Origin of the sequence: Thiomonas sp. SCN 64-16, from assembly GCF_001725585.1 — a bacterium.
In the GTDB taxonomy this organism is placed as follows: Bacteria; Pseudomonadota; Gammaproteobacteria; order Burkholderiales; family Burkholderiaceae_C; genus Thiomonas; species Thiomonas arsenitoxydans.
This window is the reverse complement of the sequence record NZ_MEGQ01000036.1, coordinates 1-21632: the sequence shown is the minus strand read 5'-3', so window position 1 is coordinate 21632 and position 21632 is coordinate 1. Positions and strand designations below refer to the sequence as shown.

At 67.5% G+C, this 21632-nt stretch carries 14 protein-coding genes and 1 tRNA gene; 10 read left to right on the top strand and 5 right to left on the bottom strand.

The window, feature by feature from the left end:
- The first annotated feature begins 9 nt into the window (after positions 1 to 9).
- From gmk to ABT24_RS10905, 3 genes are read left to right on the top strand one after another with little or no spacing between them, the layout of a single operon-like run.
- Positions 10 to 636 (top strand): guanylate kinase, encoded by a 627-nt coding sequence (gene gmk, locus ABT24_RS10915; protein ID WP_013107046.1) that lies wholly within the window; start codon positions 10 to 12, stop codon positions 634 to 636.
- 17 nt (positions 637 to 653) lie between these two features.
- A complete protein-coding gene (gene rpoZ, locus ABT24_RS10910; RefSeq protein WP_013107045.1) occupies positions 654 to 857 on the top strand; it encodes a DNA-directed RNA polymerase subunit omega in 204 nt (67 codons plus the stop codon).
- Between the two features lie 7 nt (positions 858 to 864).
- On the top strand, positions 865 to 3240 hold the full coding sequence (locus ABT24_RS10905; protein ID WP_276730243.1) for a RelA/SpoT family protein: 2376 nt from the start codon (positions 865 to 867) through the stop codon (positions 3238 to 3240).
- 25 nt (positions 3241 to 3265) lie between these two features.
- Here the strand turns inward: ABT24_RS10905 and greB are convergent, their stop codons facing one another.
- From greB to ABT24_RS10880, 5 genes are all read right to left on the bottom strand, one after another.
- The gene (gene greB / locus ABT24_RS10900; protein WP_156053483.1) at positions 3266 to 3832 is read right to left on the bottom strand and encodes a transcription elongation factor GreB; all 567 of its coding nucleotides are present in this window, start codon (positions 3830 to 3832) and stop codon (positions 3266 to 3268) included.
- On the bottom strand, positions 3829 to 5892 hold the full coding sequence (recD, locus tag ABT24_RS10895) for an exodeoxyribonuclease V subunit alpha (RefSeq protein WP_276730251.1): 2064 nt from the start codon (positions 5890 to 5892) through the stop codon (positions 3829 to 3831). Before recD ends, greB begins: the two co-directional genes overlap by 4 nt.
- Complete coding sequence (recB, locus tag ABT24_RS10890) at positions 5889 to 9497, bottom strand: exodeoxyribonuclease V subunit beta (protein ID WP_286737815.1); 3609 nt, start codon at positions 9495 to 9497, stop codon at positions 5889 to 5891. Before recB ends, recD begins: the two co-directional genes overlap by 4 nt.
- Positions 9494 to 13015 (bottom strand): exodeoxyribonuclease V subunit gamma, encoded by a 3522-nt coding sequence (gene recC / locus ABT24_RS10885; protein WP_276730255.1) that lies wholly within the window; start codon positions 13013 to 13015, stop codon positions 9494 to 9496. The genes recB and recC overlap by 4 nt, the downstream gene beginning before the upstream one ends.
- Before the next feature lie 167 nt (positions 13016 to 13182).
- Positions 13183 to 13260, bottom strand: a tRNA-Arg gene (locus ABT24_RS10880).
- Positions 13261 to 13357: 97 nt separating this feature from the next.
- Between ABT24_RS10880 and ABT24_RS10875 the strand changes: the two genes are divergently transcribed.
- The 7 genes from ABT24_RS10875 to neuB all read left to right on the top strand — a co-directional run bounded on the left by ABT24_RS10875 (position 13358) and on the right by neuB (position 21430).
- The gene (locus ABT24_RS10875; RefSeq protein ID WP_276730256.1) at positions 13358 to 14842 is read left to right on the top strand and encodes a lipid II flippase MurJ; all 1485 of its coding nucleotides are present in this window, start codon (positions 13358 to 13360) and stop codon (positions 14840 to 14842) included.
- A 12-nt stretch (positions 14843 to 14854) separates the two neighbouring features.
- Entirely contained in the window at positions 14855 to 15676 is an 822-nt protein-coding gene (locus ABT24_RS10870) for an aldolase/citrate lyase family protein (protein WP_276730260.1), read from the top strand.
- 17 nt (positions 15677 to 15693) lie between these two features.
- Positions 15694 to 16251, top strand: coding sequence for a sugar transferase (locus ABT24_RS10865; RefSeq protein ID WP_276730262.1), 558 nt, complete (start codon positions 15694 to 15696; stop codon positions 16249 to 16251).
- 30 nt (positions 16252 to 16281) lie between these two features.
- Positions 16282 to 18084, top strand: a complete 1803-nt coding sequence (asnB, locus tag ABT24_RS10860) for an asparagine synthase (glutamine-hydrolyzing) (protein ID WP_276730264.1) — start codon at positions 16282 to 16284, stop codon at positions 18082 to 18084.
- Complete coding sequence (locus tag ABT24_RS10855) at positions 18081 to 19511, top strand: CDP-glycerol glycerophosphotransferase family protein (protein WP_276730267.1); 1431 nt, start codon at positions 18081 to 18083, stop codon at positions 19509 to 19511. The genes asnB and ABT24_RS10855 overlap by 4 nt, the downstream gene beginning before the upstream one ends.
- Before the next feature lie 4 nt (positions 19512 to 19515).
- Positions 19516 to 20220 (top strand): acylneuraminate cytidylyltransferase family protein, encoded by a 705-nt coding sequence (locus ABT24_RS10850; protein WP_276730269.1) that lies wholly within the window; start codon positions 19516 to 19518, stop codon positions 20218 to 20220.
- A gap of 82 nt (positions 20221 to 20302) precedes the next feature.
- Positions 20303 to 21430 carry an N-acetylneuraminate synthase gene (gene neuB, locus ABT24_RS10845; RefSeq protein ID WP_276730270.1) on the top strand — a complete coding sequence of 376 codons (1128 nt, stop codon included), beginning with the start codon at positions 20303 to 20305 and terminating at the stop codon, positions 21428 to 21430.
- Positions 21431 to 21632 lie beyond the last annotated feature (202 nt).

The following is a 21632-nucleotide window of genomic DNA, read 5'->3' as shown; positions in this document are numbered from 1 at the left end:
GGCTGCCACGTGTCCTCCCAGTTTCCCGGAAACCTGTTTGTCGTCGCCGCCCCCAGTGGGGCGGGCAAATCCAGCCTCGTCAACGCCTTGCTCGCCGAGGACTCGGGCATCCAGCTCTCGGTGTCTTGCACCACGCGCGCGCCTCGGGGCGCCGAGGTCGATGGCGTGCATTACGTCTTCATCGACAACCCCGAATTTCAGCGCCGCATCGACGCAGGCGAATTTCTCGAATGGGCCGAGGTGCACGGCAACCGCTACGGCACCTCCAAGCGCTGGCTGGAAAGCCGCATGGCCGACGGCATGGACGTGCTGCTCGAAATCGACTGGCAGGGCGCGGCGCAGGTGCGCAAGCAATTCGACAATGCGGTGAGCATCTTCATCCTGCCGCCCTCGTTCGAGGAACTGCGGCAACGGCTCACCCGCCGCGCGGAAGACGCGCCCGAGGTCATCGAGCAGCGTCTGCGTGAAGCCCGCATCGAGTTGGCGCAGGCGAAGAACTTCGACTTTATAATTGTGAATCAAGACTTTACGCACGCCTTGCGCGATCTCAAGCAAGTCGTCGCCGCGCAGCGGCTACGCTATGCCGCGCAACGCCTTTCCCATCCCGAGGTTTTTCGCGCCCTCGGCATCCTTTGAACTGGAACTCTGACATCATGGCTCGCATTACTGTTGAAGACTGCCTGGAAAAAATCCCCAACCGCTTCCAGCTCGTGTTGGCCGCCACTTACCGCGCCCGCATGCTGGAGCAAGGTCATTCGCCCAAGCTGGAATCGAAAGACAAACCCGCCGTCACCGCCCTGCGCGAAATCGCCGCGGGCCTGACCGGTATTGAGATGCTCAAAAAAGTACCCACCTGATTTCAAAATGCCCAGCAGCCACACCGCCACGCCCGATCCGAAAGCCTCGGTCACGGATCTGGCTGTGCCTGCTGCGGATCAGGTTGCCACAATCAAGCGACCGCGCGCGCGGTCTAAAAATGCCACGGCCGAGCCCGAGCCTGCGGCGATCGCGACTGGCGATGAGCCGGCTGCAACCCGGCACGTCTGCGTGAGTCTGGCCAGTCTGCTCGACAAACTTCAGGCCTACCTCCCCGAAGCCGATCTGCAAAGAATCCGCGAGGCTTACCGCTTCGCCGATGCGGCGCATCTCGGGCAATACCGCGCCAGCGGCGAGCCCTACATTTCTCATCCCGTGGCGGTTGCCGAGCTCTGCGCCGACTGGAAGCTCGACACCCAGGCCATCATGGCCGCGCTGCTTCACGACACCGCAGAAGACAAGGGCATCACCCAGGCCGAACTCATCGAGCATTTCGGCAGCACCGTGGCCGATCTGGTGGATGGGCTGACCAAGCTCGACAAGCTGCAGTTCTCCAACCGCGAGGAAAACCAGTCGGAGAGCTTTCGCAAAATGCTGCTGGCGATGGCGCGCGACATTCGCGTCATCCTCGTCAAGCTCGCCGATCGTCTCCACAATATGCGCACTCTCGGGGCGATGGCCGCGAGCAAGCGCGTGCGCATTTCGCGCGAGACGATGGACATTTACGCGCCCATCGCGCACCGTCTCGGGCTCAATCTCGTTTACCGCGAACTGCAGGACCTGGGCTTTGCCAACAGCCACCCCAACCGCTACGCCGTGCTGTCGCGCGCCGTACTGGCTGCCCGTGGCAATCGGCACGGTTTGGTGGAAAAGATTCTGGCGGCTGCGCAGGCGGCACTGAACGAGGCGCAAGTGCCCTCGCAGTTGTTCGGCCGCGAAAAAACGCTGTATTCCATCTATCGCAAGATGCGCAGCAAGCACCTGAGCTTTGCGCATATTCAAGACATTTTCGGCTTTCGCGTGCTGGTGCCCGATGTGCTCGACTGCTACCGGGCGCTGGGCGTGCTTCACAGTCTGTATAAGCCCATGCCGGGCAAGTTCGAGGACTACATCGCCATCCCCAAGGCCAATGGTTACCAGTCGCTGCACACCACGCTGATCGGGCCGAACGGCAATCCCGTCGAATTTCAGATCCGTACCGAGGCGATGCACCGCATTGCCGAAAGCGGGGTGGCCGCCCATTGGCTCTACAAAACACCGGAAGACAAGCCGACCCCGCAGCAGGCGCAAACCAATGCCTGGCTGCAATCGCTGCTGGACATCCAGACCGAGAACCGCGACTGGGCCGATTTTCTCGAAACTGTCAAGGTCGATCTGGCGCCCGACGCGGTCTATGTGTTCACGCCCAAGTCGCGCATTCTGGCGCTGCCGCGCGGCGCCACGCCGGTCGATTTTGCCTATGCCATTCACACCAATCTGGGCGACCAGACGGTGGCGGCCAAGGTGAACAACGCGCTCGTGCCCTTGCGCACCGAGTTGCGCAGCGGCGATGTGGTGGAGATCATCACCGCGCCGGCCTCGCGCCCCAATCCGAGCTGGCTGAGCTTCGTGCGCACCGGGCGGGCGCGTTCCAAGATTCGACACGCGCTGCGCACCACGCAGCAGGCCGAGTCGGTCGAATTGGGCCGTCGTCTGTTGCAAAGCGCGCTGCGGCACGAGCATCTCGATCTGCTCACGCTCGACGACGCCGTGTGGGACAAACTGCTGCGCTGGACGGGCTTCAAGTCGCGCGACGATCTGTACGCCGACATCGGCCTGGGCAAGCGCGTGGCCGACATTCTGGCCAAGCGCGTGGTGGCGCTCGTCTCCCCGCAGGACGCGCTGTCCGCGCCCTTGCTCGACACCATCGAACGTCTGGAAAGCCGTGCCACCCACGACGCCCAGACCTCGTTGCAGCTTGACGGCAGCGAAGGCATCTCGGTGCGCTACGCCACCTGCTGCCGTCCCATTCCGGGCGACGCCATCATCGGCTATCTGGGCAAGGGCGAAGGCCTGATCGTGCATCAGCAAGACTGCGACATCGCACGGCGCCTGTTCCAGAAAGACCCGGACCGCTGGATCGATCTGAGCTGGGCGGAAGAATGCACCCGGCCTTTCGAAACCGGCCTGAGCGTGATTGTGCAAAACACCAAAGGCGTGCTCGCCCGCGTGGCGGCCGCCATCAGCGAGCACGACAGCGACATCGCCCACGTCACCATGGACGAAGACACGCAGCAGGCCACCACCGAGCTGCGCTTCGTCGTGCAGGTGCGCGACCGCAAGCATCTGGCCGACGTGCTGCGCGCCTTGCGTCGCCTGCAATTCGTGGTGCGCGCCAGCCGGGCGAAAAACCGCACCGCGGGTTTGGGCTCAGGCAACTCCTGAGCGCATCCAAGGCTGGGCGCAGACCTCAGCCGCGAGGCGGGTAGGTCACTTCGAGAATTTCCAGCGTCGCGATGCCGCCCGGAGTCGGCAGGCTCACGCTGTCGCCTTCGCGGGCCTTGAGCAGCGCGCGCGCTACCGGCGAAATCCAGCTGATCTTGCCCTGCAGCGGCTCGGTCTCGTCGATGCCGACGATGGTGATGGTGTGCTCCGTCCCCTTGTCGTCGGCGTAGCGCACGGTGGCGCCGAAAAACACCTGATCGTTGCCGTGCTGCAGACTGGCATCGACCACTTCGGCGATGTCCAGCCGCTTGGTGAGAAAACGGATGCGCCGGTCGATCTCGCGCAGACGCTTTTTACCGTAGATGTAATCGCCGTTTTCCGAGCGGTCGCCGTTCTTCGCCGCCCACGACACGGTCTCGACGACCTTCGGGCGCTCATCCTCGACCAACGTCTTGAGTTCGGCGCGCAGCCGGGCATAGCCCTGCGGCGTGAGGTAATTCTTGCCGCCCGGCGGCAGCGGCGGGAGTTGGGCGCCGCCGTCCTCGTCGTCGTCGGCGTCTGAGGTTTGTTCGCGGACAAAGGCTTTGTTCATGTAGGCAGTTTATCGATGCGCGAGAGCAATCCGCTGGCCCGGTGCGTGACGCGCTGGATGCCCTCATGCAGCGTCTGCGTGTCTGCGCAGGCCAGGGTGAAAAAGCGGCGCGCGCGCGTGATGCCGGTGTAGATCAGCTCGCGGCTGAGCCCGGCGTGGCGCTCGGGCAGCACCAGCACGGTGTGATCGAACTCCGACCCCTGCGACTGGTGCACCGTCATGGCGAACGCCGTCTGCACATCGGCCAGACGACTGATGCTGACCGAGCGCAGGCTCTGCCCCTGCAGAAACACCACCCGCAAACCCTGCGTACCCGTCGGCAAGGTGATGCCGACATCGCCGTTGAGCACGCCCAGATCGTGATCGTTGCGCGTGACCATCACCGGGCGACCCGCGTACCACGCGCCGCGACCGTGCAGCAGGCCGAGCGCGTCCAGCCGCGCGGCAATGGCCTCGTTCAGCGCCTGCACGCCCCAAGGCCCTTCGCGCACCGCGCACAGCACGCGGCACTGATCGAAAGCCTGCAGCACGCGCTGCGCCCAGGCGTCCCAATCTGCCTCAGCCGTCGGCCCCTGCCGCAGCAAATCGGCGTAGTGGGCATAGCCCTTGGCGCCATCGCGGCCCTGCACCGCAAGATCGACCAGCGCCGGGGCTGCAACAGGGGCGGCAACCGTCGCCAGCAACTGGGGCAAGGGCAACAGCCGCACCGCCGCATCGTCGGCCTGCTGCAGCAGCGCCTGCGCCCGCTCGGCGTCGCCCGCGTTCACCGCCTGGGCCAGTTGCCCGATGGCGCCGCCGAAGCGATGACTTTTGCGCAGCATCACCACCCGCTGCAACAGCGCGGGGCCGGCGGGGTCGATGAAGGGCTGAGGAATACGGTCGCCGCACAGAGCCTGCAGCGCCTGCGCCGTTTGCGGCGTGTAGCGGCCCTGTTCCGCCCCGGTGCACAGCTCGCCGAGCACCGCACCGGCTTCCACCGAAGCGAGCTGATCCTTGTCGCCCAGCAAAATGAGCCGTGCCGTGGGTGGCAAGGCGTCGAGCAGCGCGGCCATCATTTCCAGATGGATCATGGACGCCTCATCGACCAGCAGCACATCCACCTCCAAGGGCTGCGCGGCGCTGCGGGCGAAGCGGCGGGTATCGGGCCGCGCGCCGAGCAGGCTGTGCAGGGTGCGTGCCGGGCCGAGGCGCTGCGACAGTTCGGCCAGGCCGGGGAGGGCGGCGAGCTTGACGAGCTCGCGGTCGATGGACTGCTTGAGCCGGGCTGCGGCCTTGCCCGTGGGGGCCGCCAGCGCCACGCGCAGCGCGCCGGGCTGGGATCTCAAAGCCCACAGCAAAGCCAGCAGCCGCGCCGCAGTATGTGTTTTGCCGGTACCGGGACCGCCGGTGAGCAGGGTGAAACGTCCGCGTAGCGCCACCGCGCACGCCAGTTTCTGCCAGTCCACTTCCGTATCGTCGGCAGGCGGGAAAAGCTGTGCCAGCAGGGCTGCAGCAGCGGGTGCATCGACCTCGGCTTCATGCTGCAGACGCTGGTGAATCCGCGCGGCCACGGTGTTCTCATCTCGCCAGTAGCGGCGCAGATACAGCCGTCCTGCCTCCATCGCCCCCAGGGTCGTGCTACGCCCGCCCCGCCCCCCGAGGGGGTCAAGGGAACTTGGGGCGGCCCTGCGTTCTCTTGAGAAAACCAGCGGCGCGCCGTGGTCCGGCTCGCCCTCGCAGTAAACGGCCGGGCACTCGCGCAGCAGCCGCTCGCCGTCGTCGGGCCAGTGCACATCGGGCGACAGGGCAGGCGCGCCCGCCGTGGCGGCGCGCTCTTTCAAAGCGATGAGGTGTTGCGGCAATTCGCCCAGCAGCACGCAGGTATGACCGCGCCCTTCCAGATCGGCGAGCAGCGCCACGGCCACCGCCAGTTCTGGCGGCATTTGCGGGCAGAGTTCAGCCAGGAAGCGGGCCAGCGCAGCGTCCAGCCGCCGCAGCACGCCTTGCTCTGCCCAGTCGTGCAGCACGTCGAGAACGCGCTGGGTCGGCGCATTCGGCGCGTTGGTCGGGGCGGGCCTCATGCGGCCTCCTCGCGCTGCGCAAAAAGGGCGTCGAGCGCGTCGAGCAAGACCCCGTCGGGCGGAATGTGCACGCAGCCCGACTGCGGCCCGCGAACCCCGCGCAAAAACAGATCAATCGCGCCGCCAAGCTGCGTTTGCGGGTCGTAGGCGGTGCGCAGCCGAGCCCGCAGCAGGCGATGCAAGGCCAGCATGTAGAGCGCGCATTGCACGTCATAGCGGTGTTCGAGCACGGCGGCCTCCAGCGCCTGCTGCGAATAGTCGGCGTCGTCGGTGCCGAGGACATTGCTCTTGTAGTCGAGCACCCAGTAGCGGCCCGCGTGGTGGAACACCAGATCGGCGAATCCCATCACCATGCCGTGCAGAGTGCGCTCGGTCAGCTCAGGGCGGGCGCGGCCCGGCAGGATGTGCCGCTGGCACAGGGCGTCGATCTCGGCCGCGCGCGCGCGATCGACCGGCAGCCAGAATTCCATTTCCGCCAGTAGCGTGCCAATCTCGGGCAGCGCAACCCCCAGCGGCGGCAAGGGCGTGACCAGCACTTCGCTCAACCATTCCAGCAAATCGGCCGAACGCGGCGCATCCCAACCCTGCCGGGCGCAGCGTTGCAACAGGCTGTCCTGCGTTTGCTGGGCTGAAAGGGCGAAACCGTTCTCGCCCAGCCAGGCCAGTTGTTCATGCACGAACTTGCCCGCCAGCGCGCCGCGCGGAAAGCGATGGCGCGCGGCAGACGGCTGCAGAGTTGCAGGTGAGGGCTGTTCCATGCTCGGTTCGGTCGCCCACAGTTCGTCTTGCAGGGCCGCTTGCAAAGCGGGTTGCTGGGTCGAGCGTGGGGTGAGATCGCGCACCAGCGCGGAGAAGCTGCCGATGCTCCAGTTGCGCTCGAACTGGGCGTGATAGTTGGGCGGCTCGATCAAGGCCGGGGCGGGGTGGGCAGCCTGCAAGCGCTGAAGCTCGGTCTCCTGCGCCGCATCGACGATCTGCACCGCCGGGCTGTCGCCAAAAGTCTCACGCAGCAGGCCGGGAATGGCGGTGCCCGTGCGCGGCGTATCGCCTCCCAGCAGATAGCCGATGGCGCTGCGATGCAGCATGCAGACCGACCCTTTGCCGACTTTCAGCGCGGCGATGCCGACCCACAGCGCATGCCGCGCGCGGGTCAGCGCCACATAGAGCAGCCGCAGGTCTTCGCGCAGGCGCTCGCGGTCGTCGGCGCCGTCCTTCGCCTCTTTGAACGCGGTGGCAAACGGCAAAAACACCAGCGGATATTCCAGCCCCTTGGACTTGTGGATGGTGACCACGCGCACCAGATCAGCCTCGCTTTCCAGCCGCACTACCTGTTCTTCGGTGGACTGGCCCGCCATTTGCTCCTGCAGCCAGCGAATCAGCGCCTGCTCGCCGTCGAGTGTGCCGCTGGCGGTCTGCAGCAGTTCGGCCAGATGCAGCACATTGGTCAGGCGGCGCTCGCCGTCTTCCTCGCTCAACCAGCGGGCAGGCAGATCGAGCCGGTGCAGCGTCTGGCGCAGCATGGGCAATACCCCCTGACGCAGCCAGATGGTCTGCAGTTCGGCCAGCAAAGCCAGCCGGTTTTCGAACACGTCGTCATCGGTGGCCAGCGCGGCCAGCTCGGCTATCGTCGCCCCCAGCGTTGGGGCGGCGAATGCGGCGCGGGCCAGACGCCCGTCGCGCGGCTCAGCCACGGCACGCAGCCAGCGCAGCAGATCGGCGGCTTCCGGTGAGGCAAACACCGAATCGCGATCCGACAGATAAACCGAAGCCACGCCCCGGCGCTGAAGCGCGCGGCGCACGGCGCGAGCCTCTTCGCCATCGCGCACCAGCACGGCGATGTCAGACTGGCGCAGACGCGCGAAGCCCCCGTCGGCCTGACGGAAGCCGGCCTGCACATCGTTGAGCAGACTGACGATGCGCGCAGCCGCATGCGCGGCAAACCGCTCGCGGGCATCGCGTTTGGATTCCAGCGCCTGATGCACGGCGCAGGTCAGCGCAAACACCAGCCCTTCGGAACAAATCAATTGCTCGGCCCGCCCGCGCGCACCGACCGAGATGAAGGGCACGGGGTTGTCCGCGTCAGACGCCTTATCGCCCCGGTACAGAAAAGCGCCCGCGCCCGCGGACTGTTCGCGCCGCTCGAACAGTTGGTTGACGCTGTGCACCACCTCCGCGGTCGAGCGGTAGTTGGTCTGCAGCGCTGAGTGCCGCCCCTGCGTAGCCTGCCGCGCGCGCAGATAGCTGGCGATATCCGCGCCGCGAAAAGCGTAGATCGACTGCTTGGGATCGCCGATGAGCAGCACGGCGCTGTGCGTGGTCTGCGCCGTGGTGATGCCGTAGAGGCGATTGAACATGCTGAACTGCAGCGCCGAGGTGTCCTGAAATTCGTCGATGAGCGCAACGGGATATTGCTCCAGAATGCGCGAGCGCAGCCGCTCGCCCTGCGGCCCGGCCAGCGCCGCATCGAGACGTTCGAGCTGGTCGTGAAAACTGAATTGGCCGCTGGCCGCTTTGAGCGCCCGCAGACGCGCATCGACCTGAGCGGCCGCATAGGTCTGCAGCTCGGGAACGAGGTCCGCCAGATCGGCCAGCGCCGCGCGCAGCGTCTCGACCTCGTTGAACACCGCTGGCGGCTCCACCTGCTTGCCCTGGTTGCAGCCAGCGCGCAAGCCGTCGGGCGTGAGCTTGGCCCAAGCTTTATCGTCGAGATCGGGCTGCTGCTGCGCGGGGTCATCCAGCCAGGTTTGCAGCGCGTCAAACCAGCCGCAAACGCTTTTCAAACCATATTTGTTCTTGCTCAGCGGGTTGGCCTCGGACTGCACCAGCGCACACAGCCATTGCCGCATGCTCGCGATACGCTCGGCCCATTGCGCCTTGAGCGTGCTCACCTGCGCCTGCTGCGGCTCGCCCAGCCGCTGCCAGAGATCGAGCAGCGAGTCGTCCTTGTCAGCGACCGGCGGCGCCCCGGCCTGGGCTGCGCGTAGCCGCGATTTCACTTCACCCTCCAGCGCGCCGACGTCCGGCCACACCTGCAGCACACCGTCCAGCGCCGCGCCAGAAAGCGGATAGACCTGCTGCCGCCAGAAGTCGTGCACCGCCTGCGTGGTGAGTTCGCCTTCGTCGGCCAGCAGGTCTTCGTCGAAGGAATGACCGCTGTCGAAGGCGTGTTCGCGCAGCATGCGCTGGCACCAGGCGTCGATGGTGAACACGGCCGCGTCATCCATCGCCTGTGCCGCCATCGCCAGGCGCCAGGCGGCGGTCTGCCGCGCACTTCCCGGTGGATAGCTGTCCAGCAGGCGCAGCAGAAATTCATCGTCCGCCTTGGGTGCAATGGCGCCCTGAAAGCACTGCGCCGCCTCCACCAGACGCGCCCGTATGCGCTCGGCCAGTTCGCGCGTGGCGGCGCGGGTGAAGGTCATCACCAGAATCTGCTCGGGACTCAGCGGGCGGGCAAACGCGCTAGCTTCGTCGCCGTGGCCCAGCACCAGGCGCAGGTAGAGCGCGGCGATGGTCCAGGTCTTGCCGGTGCCCGCGCTGGCTTCGATCAGGCGGCTGCCCTGCAGGGGCAAGGTCAGGGCATCGAGGGGATCCGGGATGGCGGTCATGCGGCTTCTTTCGTGCCCGCAGCGGGCGTCTGGCCGTGGCGGATGACAACGGCCTGCGCCGCCCAGTCGAACAAGGGCTGGAACAGCTCGGCTAGGTAAGTCTTGAAGCGCCCATCGGCGCTCAGGCTGGCAAAGTCGGGGAAGGTGCGGGCGAGGCAGGGCTCCTCGACTTCGCCTGAGGTGGAATAGCCGCCCTCATAGGCTTCTTGCCCCTTGCCATTTTTCAGCTCGGCCAAGGCGGTGCGGGCGGTGAACGGCAGCGGGCGGCGCATGCCCTCTTGCGAGGCGGCCAGCAGGGTGTGAAGGTGATCTCTGGCTTCAGCCGGAGGCAGCGGCGGCAGATCCACCCGCGCATCGACGCCAATGAGCACGCCCTGCACCGCATGACCGCAGGCGCTGGCCGCCAACTGCCGCACCCAGGCGTCGATCAGCTTTTCGGCGCGCGCCTGCGCTTTGCCATCGCTCAACCTTGAAGCGCTGAGCTGCATCCAGATCGGGCTTTGGCCGCCTGTGCGCAGGCCGTCGAGCCAGTCGTCCAGCCGCAGGTCTTGGTGCTCGACAATCAACGCCCGCTTGTCCACCGCCTGCGGATAGGTCTGTGCCAAGTCGGACCAACTGCGCAAAAGCGGCAACGCCTCTTGCTCCAGACCTTGCGCCACTCTGCTGCCCAGCGCCCGCATGGGCAGCGCCCCGCTGCCCTGCAACTGACGCACCCGGCGCGCGAGGGCCGCCTCGATGCCTTCATCCACGGCGGCCTGCGGATCGTCGATCAAGTGGCTGAGCAGGCTGTGGCGGTCGAGCCCGTCGAGCGCGAAGACCTCGTCGTCGTCCTGCGTCTGCAGTTCGTCGAACACCACGTCGAGCCGGGTGCGGAAAAACGCCTTGACCGGATTTTTCAGGAAGCGGGCCAGTTGCTGCAGACCCAGCGGTTCGGTGAGCGGCTCGAACGGCATCGGCCCATTTCCGTTCCCGGTCCCGTTCTCGGCCACGCCGCCATGCGCCTGCCGCCACTCGCGGGCATAGGTGAACAGCGCGGCGTCGCCCTCGAAGTAGCGGCGGCTGAAGGGTTGCAGGGGATGGACGGTGGTGCGCTGCGCGAGCAGATCGCGCTGCCCTTCGCCCTGCCAACCCGCGGCGAGGTAGTCGCGCAACTGAGCCACCAGCACCGACGGCGGCTGCTCGGTGTTGTCGCGCGGGCTACGCCCGGCCCAGCTCACATAGAGCATGCGCCGCGCCGACAGCAGCGCTTCGAGCATGAGGTAGCGATCGTCTTCGCGCCGGGCACGATCTCCGGGCCGGTATTGCCCGGGCTGATGCAGCAGATCAAAGTCGCTGCGCGGGCTGCGGCGCGGATAGTCACCCTCGTTCATGCCCAGCAGGCAGACGACTTCGAAGGGAATGGCGCGCAGCGGCATCAGGGTGCAGAAGGTCACCCCACCGGCGAGAAAGCGTCCGCTGCCCGCGGCCTCGTCCAGCCCGCTCAGCCAGCTCTCGCGCAGCACCTGCAGCGGCACGGCTTCGTCGAACTGCGCGGCGGCGCAATGGTCGAGCCAGGTGGAGAGCGCATCGTCGAGACGGGCGCGGGTTTCGCGCTCGCGCAGATCTTGCGGCAGACTGATGGCGTCGAGCAGATCGCGCGCGTGTTGCGCCCACTGGCTCGGCGTGGCGTTTTGCAGGGCCGTGCGCCACCAGGCTTGCAGCACGTCGAGCAGATCGGCCAGCGGCCCGACGAGGGCGGCATCCAGCCCGCCGATTTCGTCAAAGGGCACGATGTTCTCAAAGCCGTCTTCGCCCGCCCCGGCATAGCCCAGCAGCATGCGGCGCAGGCCGAAGCGCCAGCTGTTTTGCTCGCCGCAGGCGCCCAGGCCGAGATGGGCGCGATGGTCGACGTCCAGCCCCCAGCGCACGCCCGCGCCGGCGATCCATTGCGTCAGCCTTGGCCGGTCTTCGGGCCTCAGGCCGAAGCGCCGGGCAATGGCTGGTACATCGAGCAAGGCGCTGATGTCGGAGGCCAGAATGCGCTCTTGCGGCAGGCGCAGCAGCCAGTCCAGCGCGAGCAACAGCGGTTCGGTCGCCCGCGCCGACAGGTCGGCGATGTCGAAGGGAATGAAGCGCGCATCCCCCGGCGGATACTGGCCGAACACCGCCCGGATGGCCGGGGCGAACGGGGCGATGTCGGGCGTCATCACCACGATGTCGCGCGGCCGCAGCGGGCGCTCGCCGCCGGGCTGCGCCAGCAGATGCAGCAACTGGTCGTGGAGGATTTCGACTTCGCGCTGCGCACTGTGGCCGATGTGAAACACCACCGAACGATCCGCTGCGGAAATGGGCTGGCGAGGATGTTCGGGCAAGGGCAGCAGATCGCGGATGGCGGCCTGCACCTGTTCGAGCAGCGTGTCACCGGGCGCGTCGTCGAACAGGTCGTGCCGCGGCAGACCAGGCCTGTCTGCCGCGTTCGCCTGCTCGTCGAAGGCGTCGAGCTGGCGCATGAAATCGCGTCCCTGCCGCCCCCAGGCCGCCAGTAGCGGGTGAGCGTGGGCGTGCATGGCCTCAAGACTGACCTGCGCCAGGTCGCCCGCCCGCAGCGGCCTGCGAGCCGGTGCCGCGCGCAGCAGCTCGCGGCCCTCGATGATGTCGGCCCAGTGATAACGGCAGGGATTGGGCAGCGCGATCAGCACCTGCACATACCGCGACAGCGCCACCAGGGCATCGAGCACCACGGCCGGCAGATGCGAAGCGCCAAACAGCACCACCCGGCGCGGCAGCGCGGGTCGGGTCGGGTCGGCTGCGATATCGGCCGTATTCAGCGCCTGCAGCATGGCGCGCTGCACCTGCGCACGGGTGGATTGACGCTCCGCTTCGCTCAGCTCGGCCAGAACCCGGCGCCACAGCCAGGCCTGCCAGCGTTGATCTTCGGGCAAGGGCGTCGCGCGCCCGAGCGCATCGATGAGCACATCGCGGCCCTGTGCCCAGGCGTCGAGCCAGTCATCGCGGTAGATCTGATACTGGTCGTAGAGGTCGGCCAGACGCTGCGCCAGCTGCAGGCGGCGCAGCAGGTCTTGACCCTGCAGATATTGCAACAGTGGCGCGCAAACGTCCGCATCGAGCGTGCCGCCCTCAAGGAAACGCTGGGCCGCCCCAAGTTTCCTTGACTCCCACGGGGGGCGGGCCGGGTGTAGCTCGGCCATGGGGGCACCCAAAAGCCGCATCAGGCGCCAGGTCAGCAGCGGCTTGTCCAGCGGCGATTGCGACGGCGTGGCCGCACGCCCCAGCACCTGCCGATAGGTGCGCCACAGAAACCGTCCTGGCAGTTCCACCCGCGTAGCGGCGCAAATGCCGCCCTGCGCGGCCAGCGCCATTTTCAGCCACTCCGCAGCGCCATTGCTCTGCACCAGAATGACCTCTTCCTCCAGCGGCGCCAGCGGCTGCTGCGCCAGCCATTCCAGCAGGGCATCGCGCAGCAATTCCAGGCGATTGCCCTGCAGAATGAACAAGCCGGGGCGGATATCGTCGGTCATGGGCAGAGAGAACAGGAGCAGGTCATACGGCCGTTATTGTGGACTCTTCACTCTGCTCACTTTTTACCAGTGATGCTCAGTCGCCATGCCGCATCCCCTTCGCTGACCGAGCGACGCACAAAACAAAACGCCTGAACCAGGACTGGTTCAGGCGTTCGGCTTTTGACTGGTGCGCCCGGCAGGATTCGAACCCACGACCCCTTGGTTCGTAGCCAAGTACTCTAATCCAGCTGAGCTACGGGCGCTAAAGAGCCAAAATTATAGACATACTTCGATGAGCGCGTAAAGCCCCCTTGTGTTTCCCATCGGCCTAGGAGGCTGTCGCAGGCACAATGCCCGTCCATGTCGATGTTGCGCATTTTCTCGCTCAGCCTGCTGCTTCTGGCGGCCAGCCGCCTGCTGGGGCTGGTGCGTGACGTGGTGGTGGCCACGCAATTCGGCCTGAGCGGCCACGCCGACGCCGCGCTGGTGGTGCTGTCCTTTCCCGATCTTGCGGTGAGTCTGTTGTGGGGGGCAGCCATACCGGCGGTGATGGTGCCGCGCATGGCCGGGCGCGACGCGGCGCATATCGCGGCGGAGGGCGCGCGCTGGTCGCGGCTGGCCGCCCTGCTGTTCATCCTGGCGGGCATGGTCGTGTGGTGGGAGCGGCTTGCGATCGTGCATCTGCTCGCCCCCGGGCTGAATGCACCGGAGGCGGCGCTGGCGGCGCAGACGCTGGGGTGGTCGGCCCTGGTCGCCCTGCCTGCCGGGGCGGTGGCGATGGTGGGCAACGCCATGCTGCAGGCCCAGGGGCGCTTGCAGTGGCAGTACACGGGTCAGGTGGTGTTCAACCTCGGACTGATCGGCGGACTGATCGTTGCGGCGCAAACCGGCCAGTTCGCCTGGGTGGCCGGCGGGGTGGTGATCGCGGCGCTGGCGCGACTGCTGCTGATGCGCAGGGCCAGCCGCGCCGCGCTGCCTGCTGCCGCACCGGGCCGCACCTGGCCGGACACCGCCAGCCTGCACGCGCTCGGTCTGGCGCTCGCGGCCTCCGGGCTGACGGTGCTCTACACCCTGGCGGCGCGCGCCCTGATGTCGGATGCGGGGCCGGGGCAACTCGGGGTGTTTCAGTATGCGCAGCGGGTGGGCGAGTTGCCGCTGCATACCGTTTTCGCGGTCGCTTCGGCGCTGGCGCTGGCGCGTCTGAGCGCTGCGGAAAGCCAGGGCGATTCCGCCCGCGCGCAGTTGGAAACGCGCCAGTGGCTGCGGGCGATGCTGTGGCTCTCCGCCCTCATCGCGCTGGCGGGCATGGTGGCGGCGCCGGGCGTCATTCGCCTGCTGTTCGGCTGGGGGCGCATGACCGCCGAGGCCCAGCAGCAGGTCACCGAAGCCATGCGCTGGATCTTGCTGCTGTTGCCGCTGCAGGCCGCGCAACTGGTGCTGGCCACGCGGCTGAACAGCCACCGTCGTATCGCCGATCAGGTGCTGGGTTACGGCGCGGGGCTCGCCGCGCTCGCCCTCGTCGGCGCCCTACTGCCGGTCACGTCTTGGCGCGGCTTGGCAGCGTATGGCGCTGCCTGGGGGACGGCCACCGCGGTGCTGTGGTGGCGGCTGGCGCGGCATCAGGCCGATGCGCAGTGGCGCAACGCGGGTGTGTTGCTGGCGGCGCTGCTGGTGCTGGCGACGACAGGCGCTGCGCTGCGATCAACGCCGCTGCCCTGGGCGCTGGATCTGGCCTTGGCCGCGGTGCTGTTCGCCGCCGGCGTGTGGGCCTTGCTGCGCTTCGATCCGCTGGGACGGCTGGTGCGCGATCGCTACACTTCCCGTCGGCTGCGCCGCGCTGCCTGAACCTTGCTCAAGATGGACCTCATCCAAATCACCAACGATCCCGACTTTGCCGCTTTCGCCGTGAGCTGCGGCGTGACGCGGATCATGGTCGACCTGGAGCAGCACGGCAAGCAGGAGCGCCAGGGCGGCTTGGGCACCTTCATTTCCGATCATGTGCCGCAGGACGTGGCCCGCGTGCGTCAGGCCGTGCCGAAAGCGGCGTTGATCGTGCGCATCAATCCCCTGCATGAGGCCAGCGCCAACGAGATCGATCAGGCCATCGCCAGCGGCGCCAGCCACCTCATGCTGCCGATGTTCCGCAGTGCCGACGCCGTGGCTCAGTTCGTCGCCCTGGTGGCCGGCCGTGCCCAGACCATCGCCCTGCTCGAAACCCGCGACGCGCTGCAAAGCCTGCCGCAGTGGGCGGAGTTGGAAGGGCTGGACGAAATCTACGTCGGCCTCAACGATCTGCACCGCGAACTGGGCCTGCGCTTCATGTTCCAGCCGCTGGCGGGCGGCGTGGTCGATCGCGTCGCCGCCGTGGCGCAGCAGCAGGGCAAACGCTTCGGCTTCGGCGGCATCGCCCGGCTGGACGAAGGCCTGCTGCCCGGGCGCGTGGTGCTGGGTGAGCATCTGCGGTTGGGTTCGACCAGCGTGATTCTGTCGCGCACCTTCAACCGCGAGCGCATCGAAGCCCCCGATTCCGACTGGCGGGCCATCTACGCCGCTGAAATCCATCGTCTGCATCATGCCGTGCAGGTGCTGGCGCAGCGAGAGCCCGCTGAGATCGAGAACGACCGGCTGCTGGCCATCGACCTCATCACCCGCGTCGCCCAGAGTCTGGGCCAACGTTGACGCCGCGCTGAACCTCCGTGGCCAAACGTCTGTTCGACATCTTGTTGGCGCTGCTGGCGCTGTTGCTACTCTCGCCGCTGATGGTCGCGGCGGCGCTGGCCGTGTGGCTGGACTCCGGCCGCCCGGTGCTGTTCGCCCAGACCCGCGTGGGACGTGGGACGCAGCCCTTTCAGCTCTACAAATTCCGCAGCATGGTGGTGGACGCGTCGCAACGCGGCCCCTACAACACGAGGCAGAATGATCCCCGCATCACCCGCGTCGGCCGCTTCCTGCGGCGCAGCAGCGTGGACGAATTGCCGCAACTGCTTAACGTGTTGCGCGGCGACATGAGCCTGGTCGGCCCGCGCCCCGATGTGCCGGCGCAGCGCAGCAACTACACCGAAGATCAATGGGCGCTGCGCCACCGCGTGCGCCCCGGCATCACCGGGCTGGCGCAGGCCCTCTACCGCTCCAGCGCCACGCCGCAGCAACGGCTGCAGGCCGATCTCGACTACGCACGACACCACGGTCTGCTGGTCGATCTGCGCATCATCGGCCTCACCGTGGTGCAACTGTTCCGGCGCAACGCCAACTGACCCGCGCCGTCAAAGCGCGACAATCCCGCCATGTGTGGAATTTATGGATTTTTCGACCGGACCGGCCGGAACCTGAGTGAGCAAACCCTCGCCGCGATGGACTCCAGCCTGGTTCATCGCGGGCCGGATGACAGCGGCGCCTTCACCGCTCCAGGCGTGACGATTGGCAACCGAAGGCTCTCCATCATCGACCTCGCCGGTGGTCACCAGCCCTTCGTCAGCGACGACGGGCGCATCGCCCTGGTGCAGAACGGCGAGATTTTCAACCATGTGGAACTGCGCGCTGAGGCGCAGCGCCGGGGCGTGCGCTTCCACTCCGATCACAGCGATACCGAGGTCTTGCTGCGACTGTATGAGCGCGAAGGGCTGGGCTTCCTGCCGCGGCTCAACGGCATGTTCGCCATCGCCATCTGGGACGGGCGCGATGCCGAAAACCCACGGCTGCATCTGGTGCGCGACCGCATCGGCGTCAAGCCGCTGTTCGTGCACGACGACGGCCGGCAGGTACTGTTCGGCTCCGAGATCAAGGCCGTGCTCGCCGCGCTGCCGGGCCGTCCCGCGCTCGATCTGCCCGCGCTGCAGCACTACCTCGCCTACAACTACGTTCCGCCGCCCTTCACCCTGTTCGCGGGCGTGCGTCACGTCATGCCGGGCATGGTGCTCACCGTCGAAGGCAGCGGCAGCCACACCCGCCGCTGGTGGAGCCTGGCGGAGCAGACACCCGCGTCGCAGACCTTCACCGCGTGGCAGGAAGAATTCCTCGATCTGATCGACGACGCAGTGAAGCTGCGGCTGCGTGCCGATGTGCCCTTCGGCGCCTTTCTCTCGGGCGGGGTCGATTCCAGCACCGTCGTGGCGCTGATGGCGCGGCATGTGCGCGAACCTGCGCGCACCTTCTGCATCGGCTTTCCCGATCCGCGCTTCGACGAATCGCCCTACGCACGCGAAGCCGCGCAGCGCTTCGGCGCCACGCACCGCGAGCGCATCGTGCAGCCCGACATGCTCGACGACTGGGCCCGCGTGCTGTGGCACTGCGACCAGCCGCACGGCGACGCCTCGTTCATGCCCACGCGCAGCGTCAGCCAACTCGCCGTTCAGGATGTGAAAGTCGTGCTCACCGGCGACGGCGGCGACGAGCTGTTCGCCGGCTATGACAAATACGCCAGCTTCATGGCCGACCCCGCGCTGCGCGACCTGCCCGCGGCCGACTTCGCCCAGCACTATGTGGAGCACACCGGCCTGTTCGGCGCGCAGGCCCGCGCGGCGCTGCTGCAGCCCTGGCTGCGCGCCAAGCTGGCCGATGTGGACAGCGTGCGCGACGTGGCCGCGCCCTGGTTCGAGCAGGCCACGCACTTCGACCGCGTCAACCAGATGCTGTTTCTGGACATGATGTTGCTGCTGCCCGGCAACAACCTGGTCAAGCCCGACCGCATGGGCATGTCGGTGTCGCTGGAGGCGCGCACGCCCTTTCTCGATTGGCGCCTGATGGAGTTCGCCTTCCGCGCCCCTGGCGACACCAAGCTGAAGGACGGCGACAAGAAGCACTGGTTCAAGCGCGCGGTTGAGCCCCTCATCGGCGCCGACCTCGCACACCGCAAGAAGCAGATGTTCACCGTTCCCATCGGCGAATGGTTCCGCGGGCCGCGCAAGGCCTGGCTGGCCGCGCTGCTGTTTGCCCCGAACGCGATCGGCGCGCGGCTGTTCGAAGCCGACACGGTACGCAAGCTGTTCGACGACCATGTCTCGGGCGCGGCGAACCACACCCGCGAACTGCGCGCGCTGGCCGCGCTGGAGCTATGGGCGCAGCAATTCGAGCCCGAGCTTCCCGCATGAGCCGGGCGCAGCGCATCCTCGCCGTGGCCTACGGCGGCGGCCACATCGCCATGATGCTGCCGGTGCTGCGCGTCCTGCGCTCACGGCAGCCCGATCTCGACATCACCCTGCTGGCCCTAACCACCGCGGCCCGCGTGGCGCGCGATGCGGGTGAGTCGCCGCTGGGCTACGCCGATCTGCTGCACTTGCTGTCGCCCGAAGAACAAGCTCAGTCCCTGGCATTGGGCCGCGCGCTGTTGCCGGGCAACACCCATCCCGACATTCTTGAAGCCGAAACCGTGGCGTATCTGGGCATCAACGCCTGGGATCTGCGGCAGCAACTCGGCGTTGCCGCAGCCGATGCGCTGCTCGCGGCGAAAGGTCGGCAAGGCTTCCACCCGCTGCACTTCTTTCGCCGCATCGTTGCCCATCTGCAGCCCGATCTAGTGCTGGCGACCAATTCGCCGCGCAGCGAATCTGCCGCGGTCGATGCCGCCACTGAGGCCGGTATTCCCAGCCTGGTCATGCTCGACCTGTTCGCCTTGCCGGGCGATGCTTTCGCCGCGCGCAAGCGCTATCCCAGCCGGGTCTGCGTGTTGTCCGAGGCCGCGCGCGACAACCTCGTCCGGGCCGGATGGCCGCCCGAGTGCATCGCCATCACCGGCAACCCGGCCTTCGACGCCCTCAATGCCCCGCAAACGCGCGCGGCCGGTCTTGCATTGCGCGCCGAGTTGGGTGCTCCACCTCAACGCCTCATCCTGCTTGCGCTGCAACCCGAGCCCGCCACGCACCCGGCTTCGCCCGGCCGCCAGGGCGACCCACGCCTGCCCGAACGCGTGCTGCAGGCCTGCATCGACAGTGCACGCGCGCATCCCGACTGGACCCTCATCGTGAGGCCACACCCTTCGCAGCCCGCCCCTGCGCTGGGCAATGATCCGCAACTCCGCCTGTCCCTACCGTCCGAGCCGCTGCACCCGCTGCTGCACGCGGTGGACGCGGTCATCACCGGCACCTCCACCGTCGCCCTCGAAGCCCATCTGGCGGGCAGGCGCGTGCTGCAACTGCTCGATTCCATCGCCGCGCCCGCGATGCCTTATCTCGCGCTGGGCGTGGCCGATGCCGCGTGTCACCTGACCGATCTGCCGCAGACGCTGTCCCCCCTGCTCGCGCAGCCCAGCATGAAGCGCGCAGCCGTCCGCGACGGCCCCGCCGCCGGGCCGCTCCAAGGCGGGCGTCTCCCCCTCCCAACCTCCCCCACGCCGTGGGGGAGGAGTGGCCGCTCCCTCTCCACTTGTGGGCAGGGCCGGGGTGGGGATGACCCCCTCGGGGGGCAGCGAGGGCAAAACCCGAGCGTGGGGGCGCCCAACACCGCCGCCGACCAAGTGAGCGAGCAGGCGCTGGCCCTGCTCGCAGCCCATCCACACCTCACCCCAACCACCCCGGCCTGAGCCCATGACCACCATCGCCACGATCTGCGCCCGCGGCGGCAGCAAAGGGCTGCCGGGCAAGAACATCCTGCCCTTCGCGGGCCTGCCGCTCATCGCGCACAGCATCCGCTTTGCGCTGGTGCACCCCGCCATTAGCGCCGTGTATGTGTCCACCGACGACCCAGAGATTGCGCACATCGCCCGCGAGGCAGGCGCCGTGGTGCCTTATCTGCGCCCGGCGGAACTGGCGCGCGACGACACCCCCAAGCTTCCGGTCATCCAACACCTCGTGGCCTATCTCGAAGCGCAGGGTCAGACCATCACCCGCATCGTCGATCTGCAACCCACCTCGCCGCTGCGTACCCCAGAAGACCTTGACGGCTGCCTCGCCCGCGCCGACGCCCCCGAAGCGCCGGGGCTGGTGCTCAGCGTGTTCGACAGCGGCTTCAACCCCTATTTCAACCTCGTCGAAGAGCAGCCCGACGGCAGCGTCAGCATCAGCAAGGGCGGCGGCCTCACCGCCCGCCAGAGCGCGCCCAAAGTCTGGGCGCTCAATGGCTCGATCTATGTCTGGCGACGCGAAGCCCTGGCTCACGCCGCGCAGCACGGCCTGTGGAGCGTGCCCGTAGCGGCTTACGCCATGCCGCCGCAACGCTCGGTGGATATCGACACCGCCGACGACTTCGCCCTGGCCGAGTGGCACTATGCCCGGCAGAACTCCGGAACCTAGAATGAAACAACCCCCTGACTCGCGACGCTCGCCTCTCCCCGAGGGGGTGTCAGTCCCTTCGGAACGGCCGCGCGGAACTGACATGCCCAACAACCGCGTCTTTCTCATTGCCGAAGCCGGTGTCAACCACAACGGCCAACTCGACCTCGCGCTGCAACTGGTCGAAGCCGCCCGCGCCGCCGGGGCCGACGCAGTCAAGTTTCAGACCTTCCGCGCCGAAGACCTCGCGCTGCCCGGCACCGCCACCGCCGCCTACCAGCAAGGCGCCACCGGCGAGACCGACCAATTCGCCATGCTGCGCAAGCTCGAACTCAGCGCCGAGCAGCACCAGATCGTCGCTGCCCATTGCGCACGGTTGGGCATCGAGTTCATGTCCACCCCGTTCTCGGAAGACGCGGTCGATCTGCTGGTCAGCTTGGGCGTGCGGCGGCTGAAAATTTCGTCCGGCGAAATCGTCAATCGCCCGCTGCTCGCCAAGGCTGCCGCCACCGGCTTGCCGCTCATTCTCTCCACCGGCATGGCCACGCTGGAAGAAGTCAAGCAGGCCGTCGGCTGGGTACGGGCGGCGTGGGCGCACTATGGTTCACACCCCTGCGAAGACACGCCTGACCCCGCCGCCGGGCCGCCCCAAGGCGGGGTCAGCCCCCTCGGGGGGCAGCGAGGCCAAAGCACGAGCGTGGGGGCCTCTGCGCTCACCCTGCTGCAATGCACCTCCGCCTACCCCGCGCCGGATGAGGCGCTCAATCTGCGCGCCATCGCCACCCTGGGCACTGAGACAGGCCTGCCCACCGGCTATTCCGACCACAGCCTGGGCAATGCCGCCGCGCTTGCCGCCGTGGCCCTGGGCGCCTGCGTGATCGAAAAGCACATCACCCTCGACCGCAAGCTGCCCGGCCCCGACCACCGCGCCTCGAGCGAACCGGCCGAGTTCGCCGCACTGGCGCGCGACATCCGCCGCATCGAAGCCATGCTGGGCGACGGCATCAAGGCCCCGCGGCCTGACGAGATCGACGTGCGCGCCGTGGCCCGCCGCAGCGTGGTGCTGTCCACGGCCCTGCCCGCAGGCGCCGTGTTGCAGCGCGAACACCTGCAACTGCGCCGCCCCGCCAGCGGCATTCCCGCCGCCGAGCTGGATGCCGTCATCGGCCAGCGCCTGCGCGCCGACACCCCGGCGGGTGCCGTGTTGCAGTGGGAAAACCTCAAGCGCTGAAACGGAACCTGAGACCGTTTCAGGCTTCAGCAGCCCGGCGCATCCAAGCGGGTCTGCTCGGTCGCGAGTAAAACCGGCAAAGCGTTCTGCACAATATTCCTAAGGATGGTGTTCAAAAAGCCACCGCCCACTGGCGTGGTGGTCACGCAGTCGAGACAATGACGGCATGAAACAGACCGACCTTGGCTTGGACCTGACCCAC

Bases quoted from the DNA above. Each gene is read 5' to 3' on its own strand.
- rpoZ (WP_013107045.1), top strand. From the start codon at position 654: ATGGCTCGCATTACTGTTGAAGACTGCCTGGAAAAAATCCCCAACCGC.
- ABT24_RS10905 (WP_276730243.1), top strand. From the start codon at position 865: ATGCCCAGCAGCCACACCGCCACGCCCGATCCGAAAGCCTCGGTCACG.
- greB (WP_156053483.1), bottom strand. From the start codon at position 3,832: ATGAACAAAGCCTTTGTCCGCGAACAAACCTCAGACGCCGACGACGAC.
- recD (WP_276730251.1), bottom strand. From the start codon at position 5,892: ATGAGGCCCGCCCCGACCAACGCGCCGAATGCGCCGACCCAGCGCGTT.
- recB (WP_286737815.1), bottom strand. From the start codon at position 9,497: ATGACCGCCATCCCGGATCCCCTCGATGCCCTGACCTTGCCCCTGCAG.
- recC (WP_276730255.1), bottom strand. From the start codon at position 13,015: ATGACCGACGATATCCGCCCCGGCTTGTTCATTCTGCAGGGCAATCGC.
- ABT24_RS10875 (WP_276730256.1), top strand. From the start codon at position 13,358: ATGTCGATGTTGCGCATTTTCTCGCTCAGCCTGCTGCTTCTGGCGGCC.
- ABT24_RS10870 (WP_276730260.1), top strand. From the start codon at position 14,855: ATGGACCTCATCCAAATCACCAACGATCCCGACTTTGCCGCTTTCGCC.
- asnB (WP_276730264.1), top strand. From the start codon at position 16,282: ATGTGTGGAATTTATGGATTTTTCGACCGGACCGGCCGGAACCTGAGT.
- ABT24_RS10855 (WP_276730267.1), top strand. From the start codon at position 18,081: ATGAGCCGGGCGCAGCGCATCCTCGCCGTGGCCTACGGCGGCGGCCAC.
- ABT24_RS10850 (WP_276730269.1), top strand. From the start codon at position 19,516: ATGACCACCATCGCCACGATCTGCGCCCGCGGCGGCAGCAAAGGGCTG.
- neuB (WP_276730270.1), top strand. From the start codon at position 20,303: ATGCCCAACAACCGCGTCTTTCTCATTGCCGAAGCCGGTGTCAACCAC.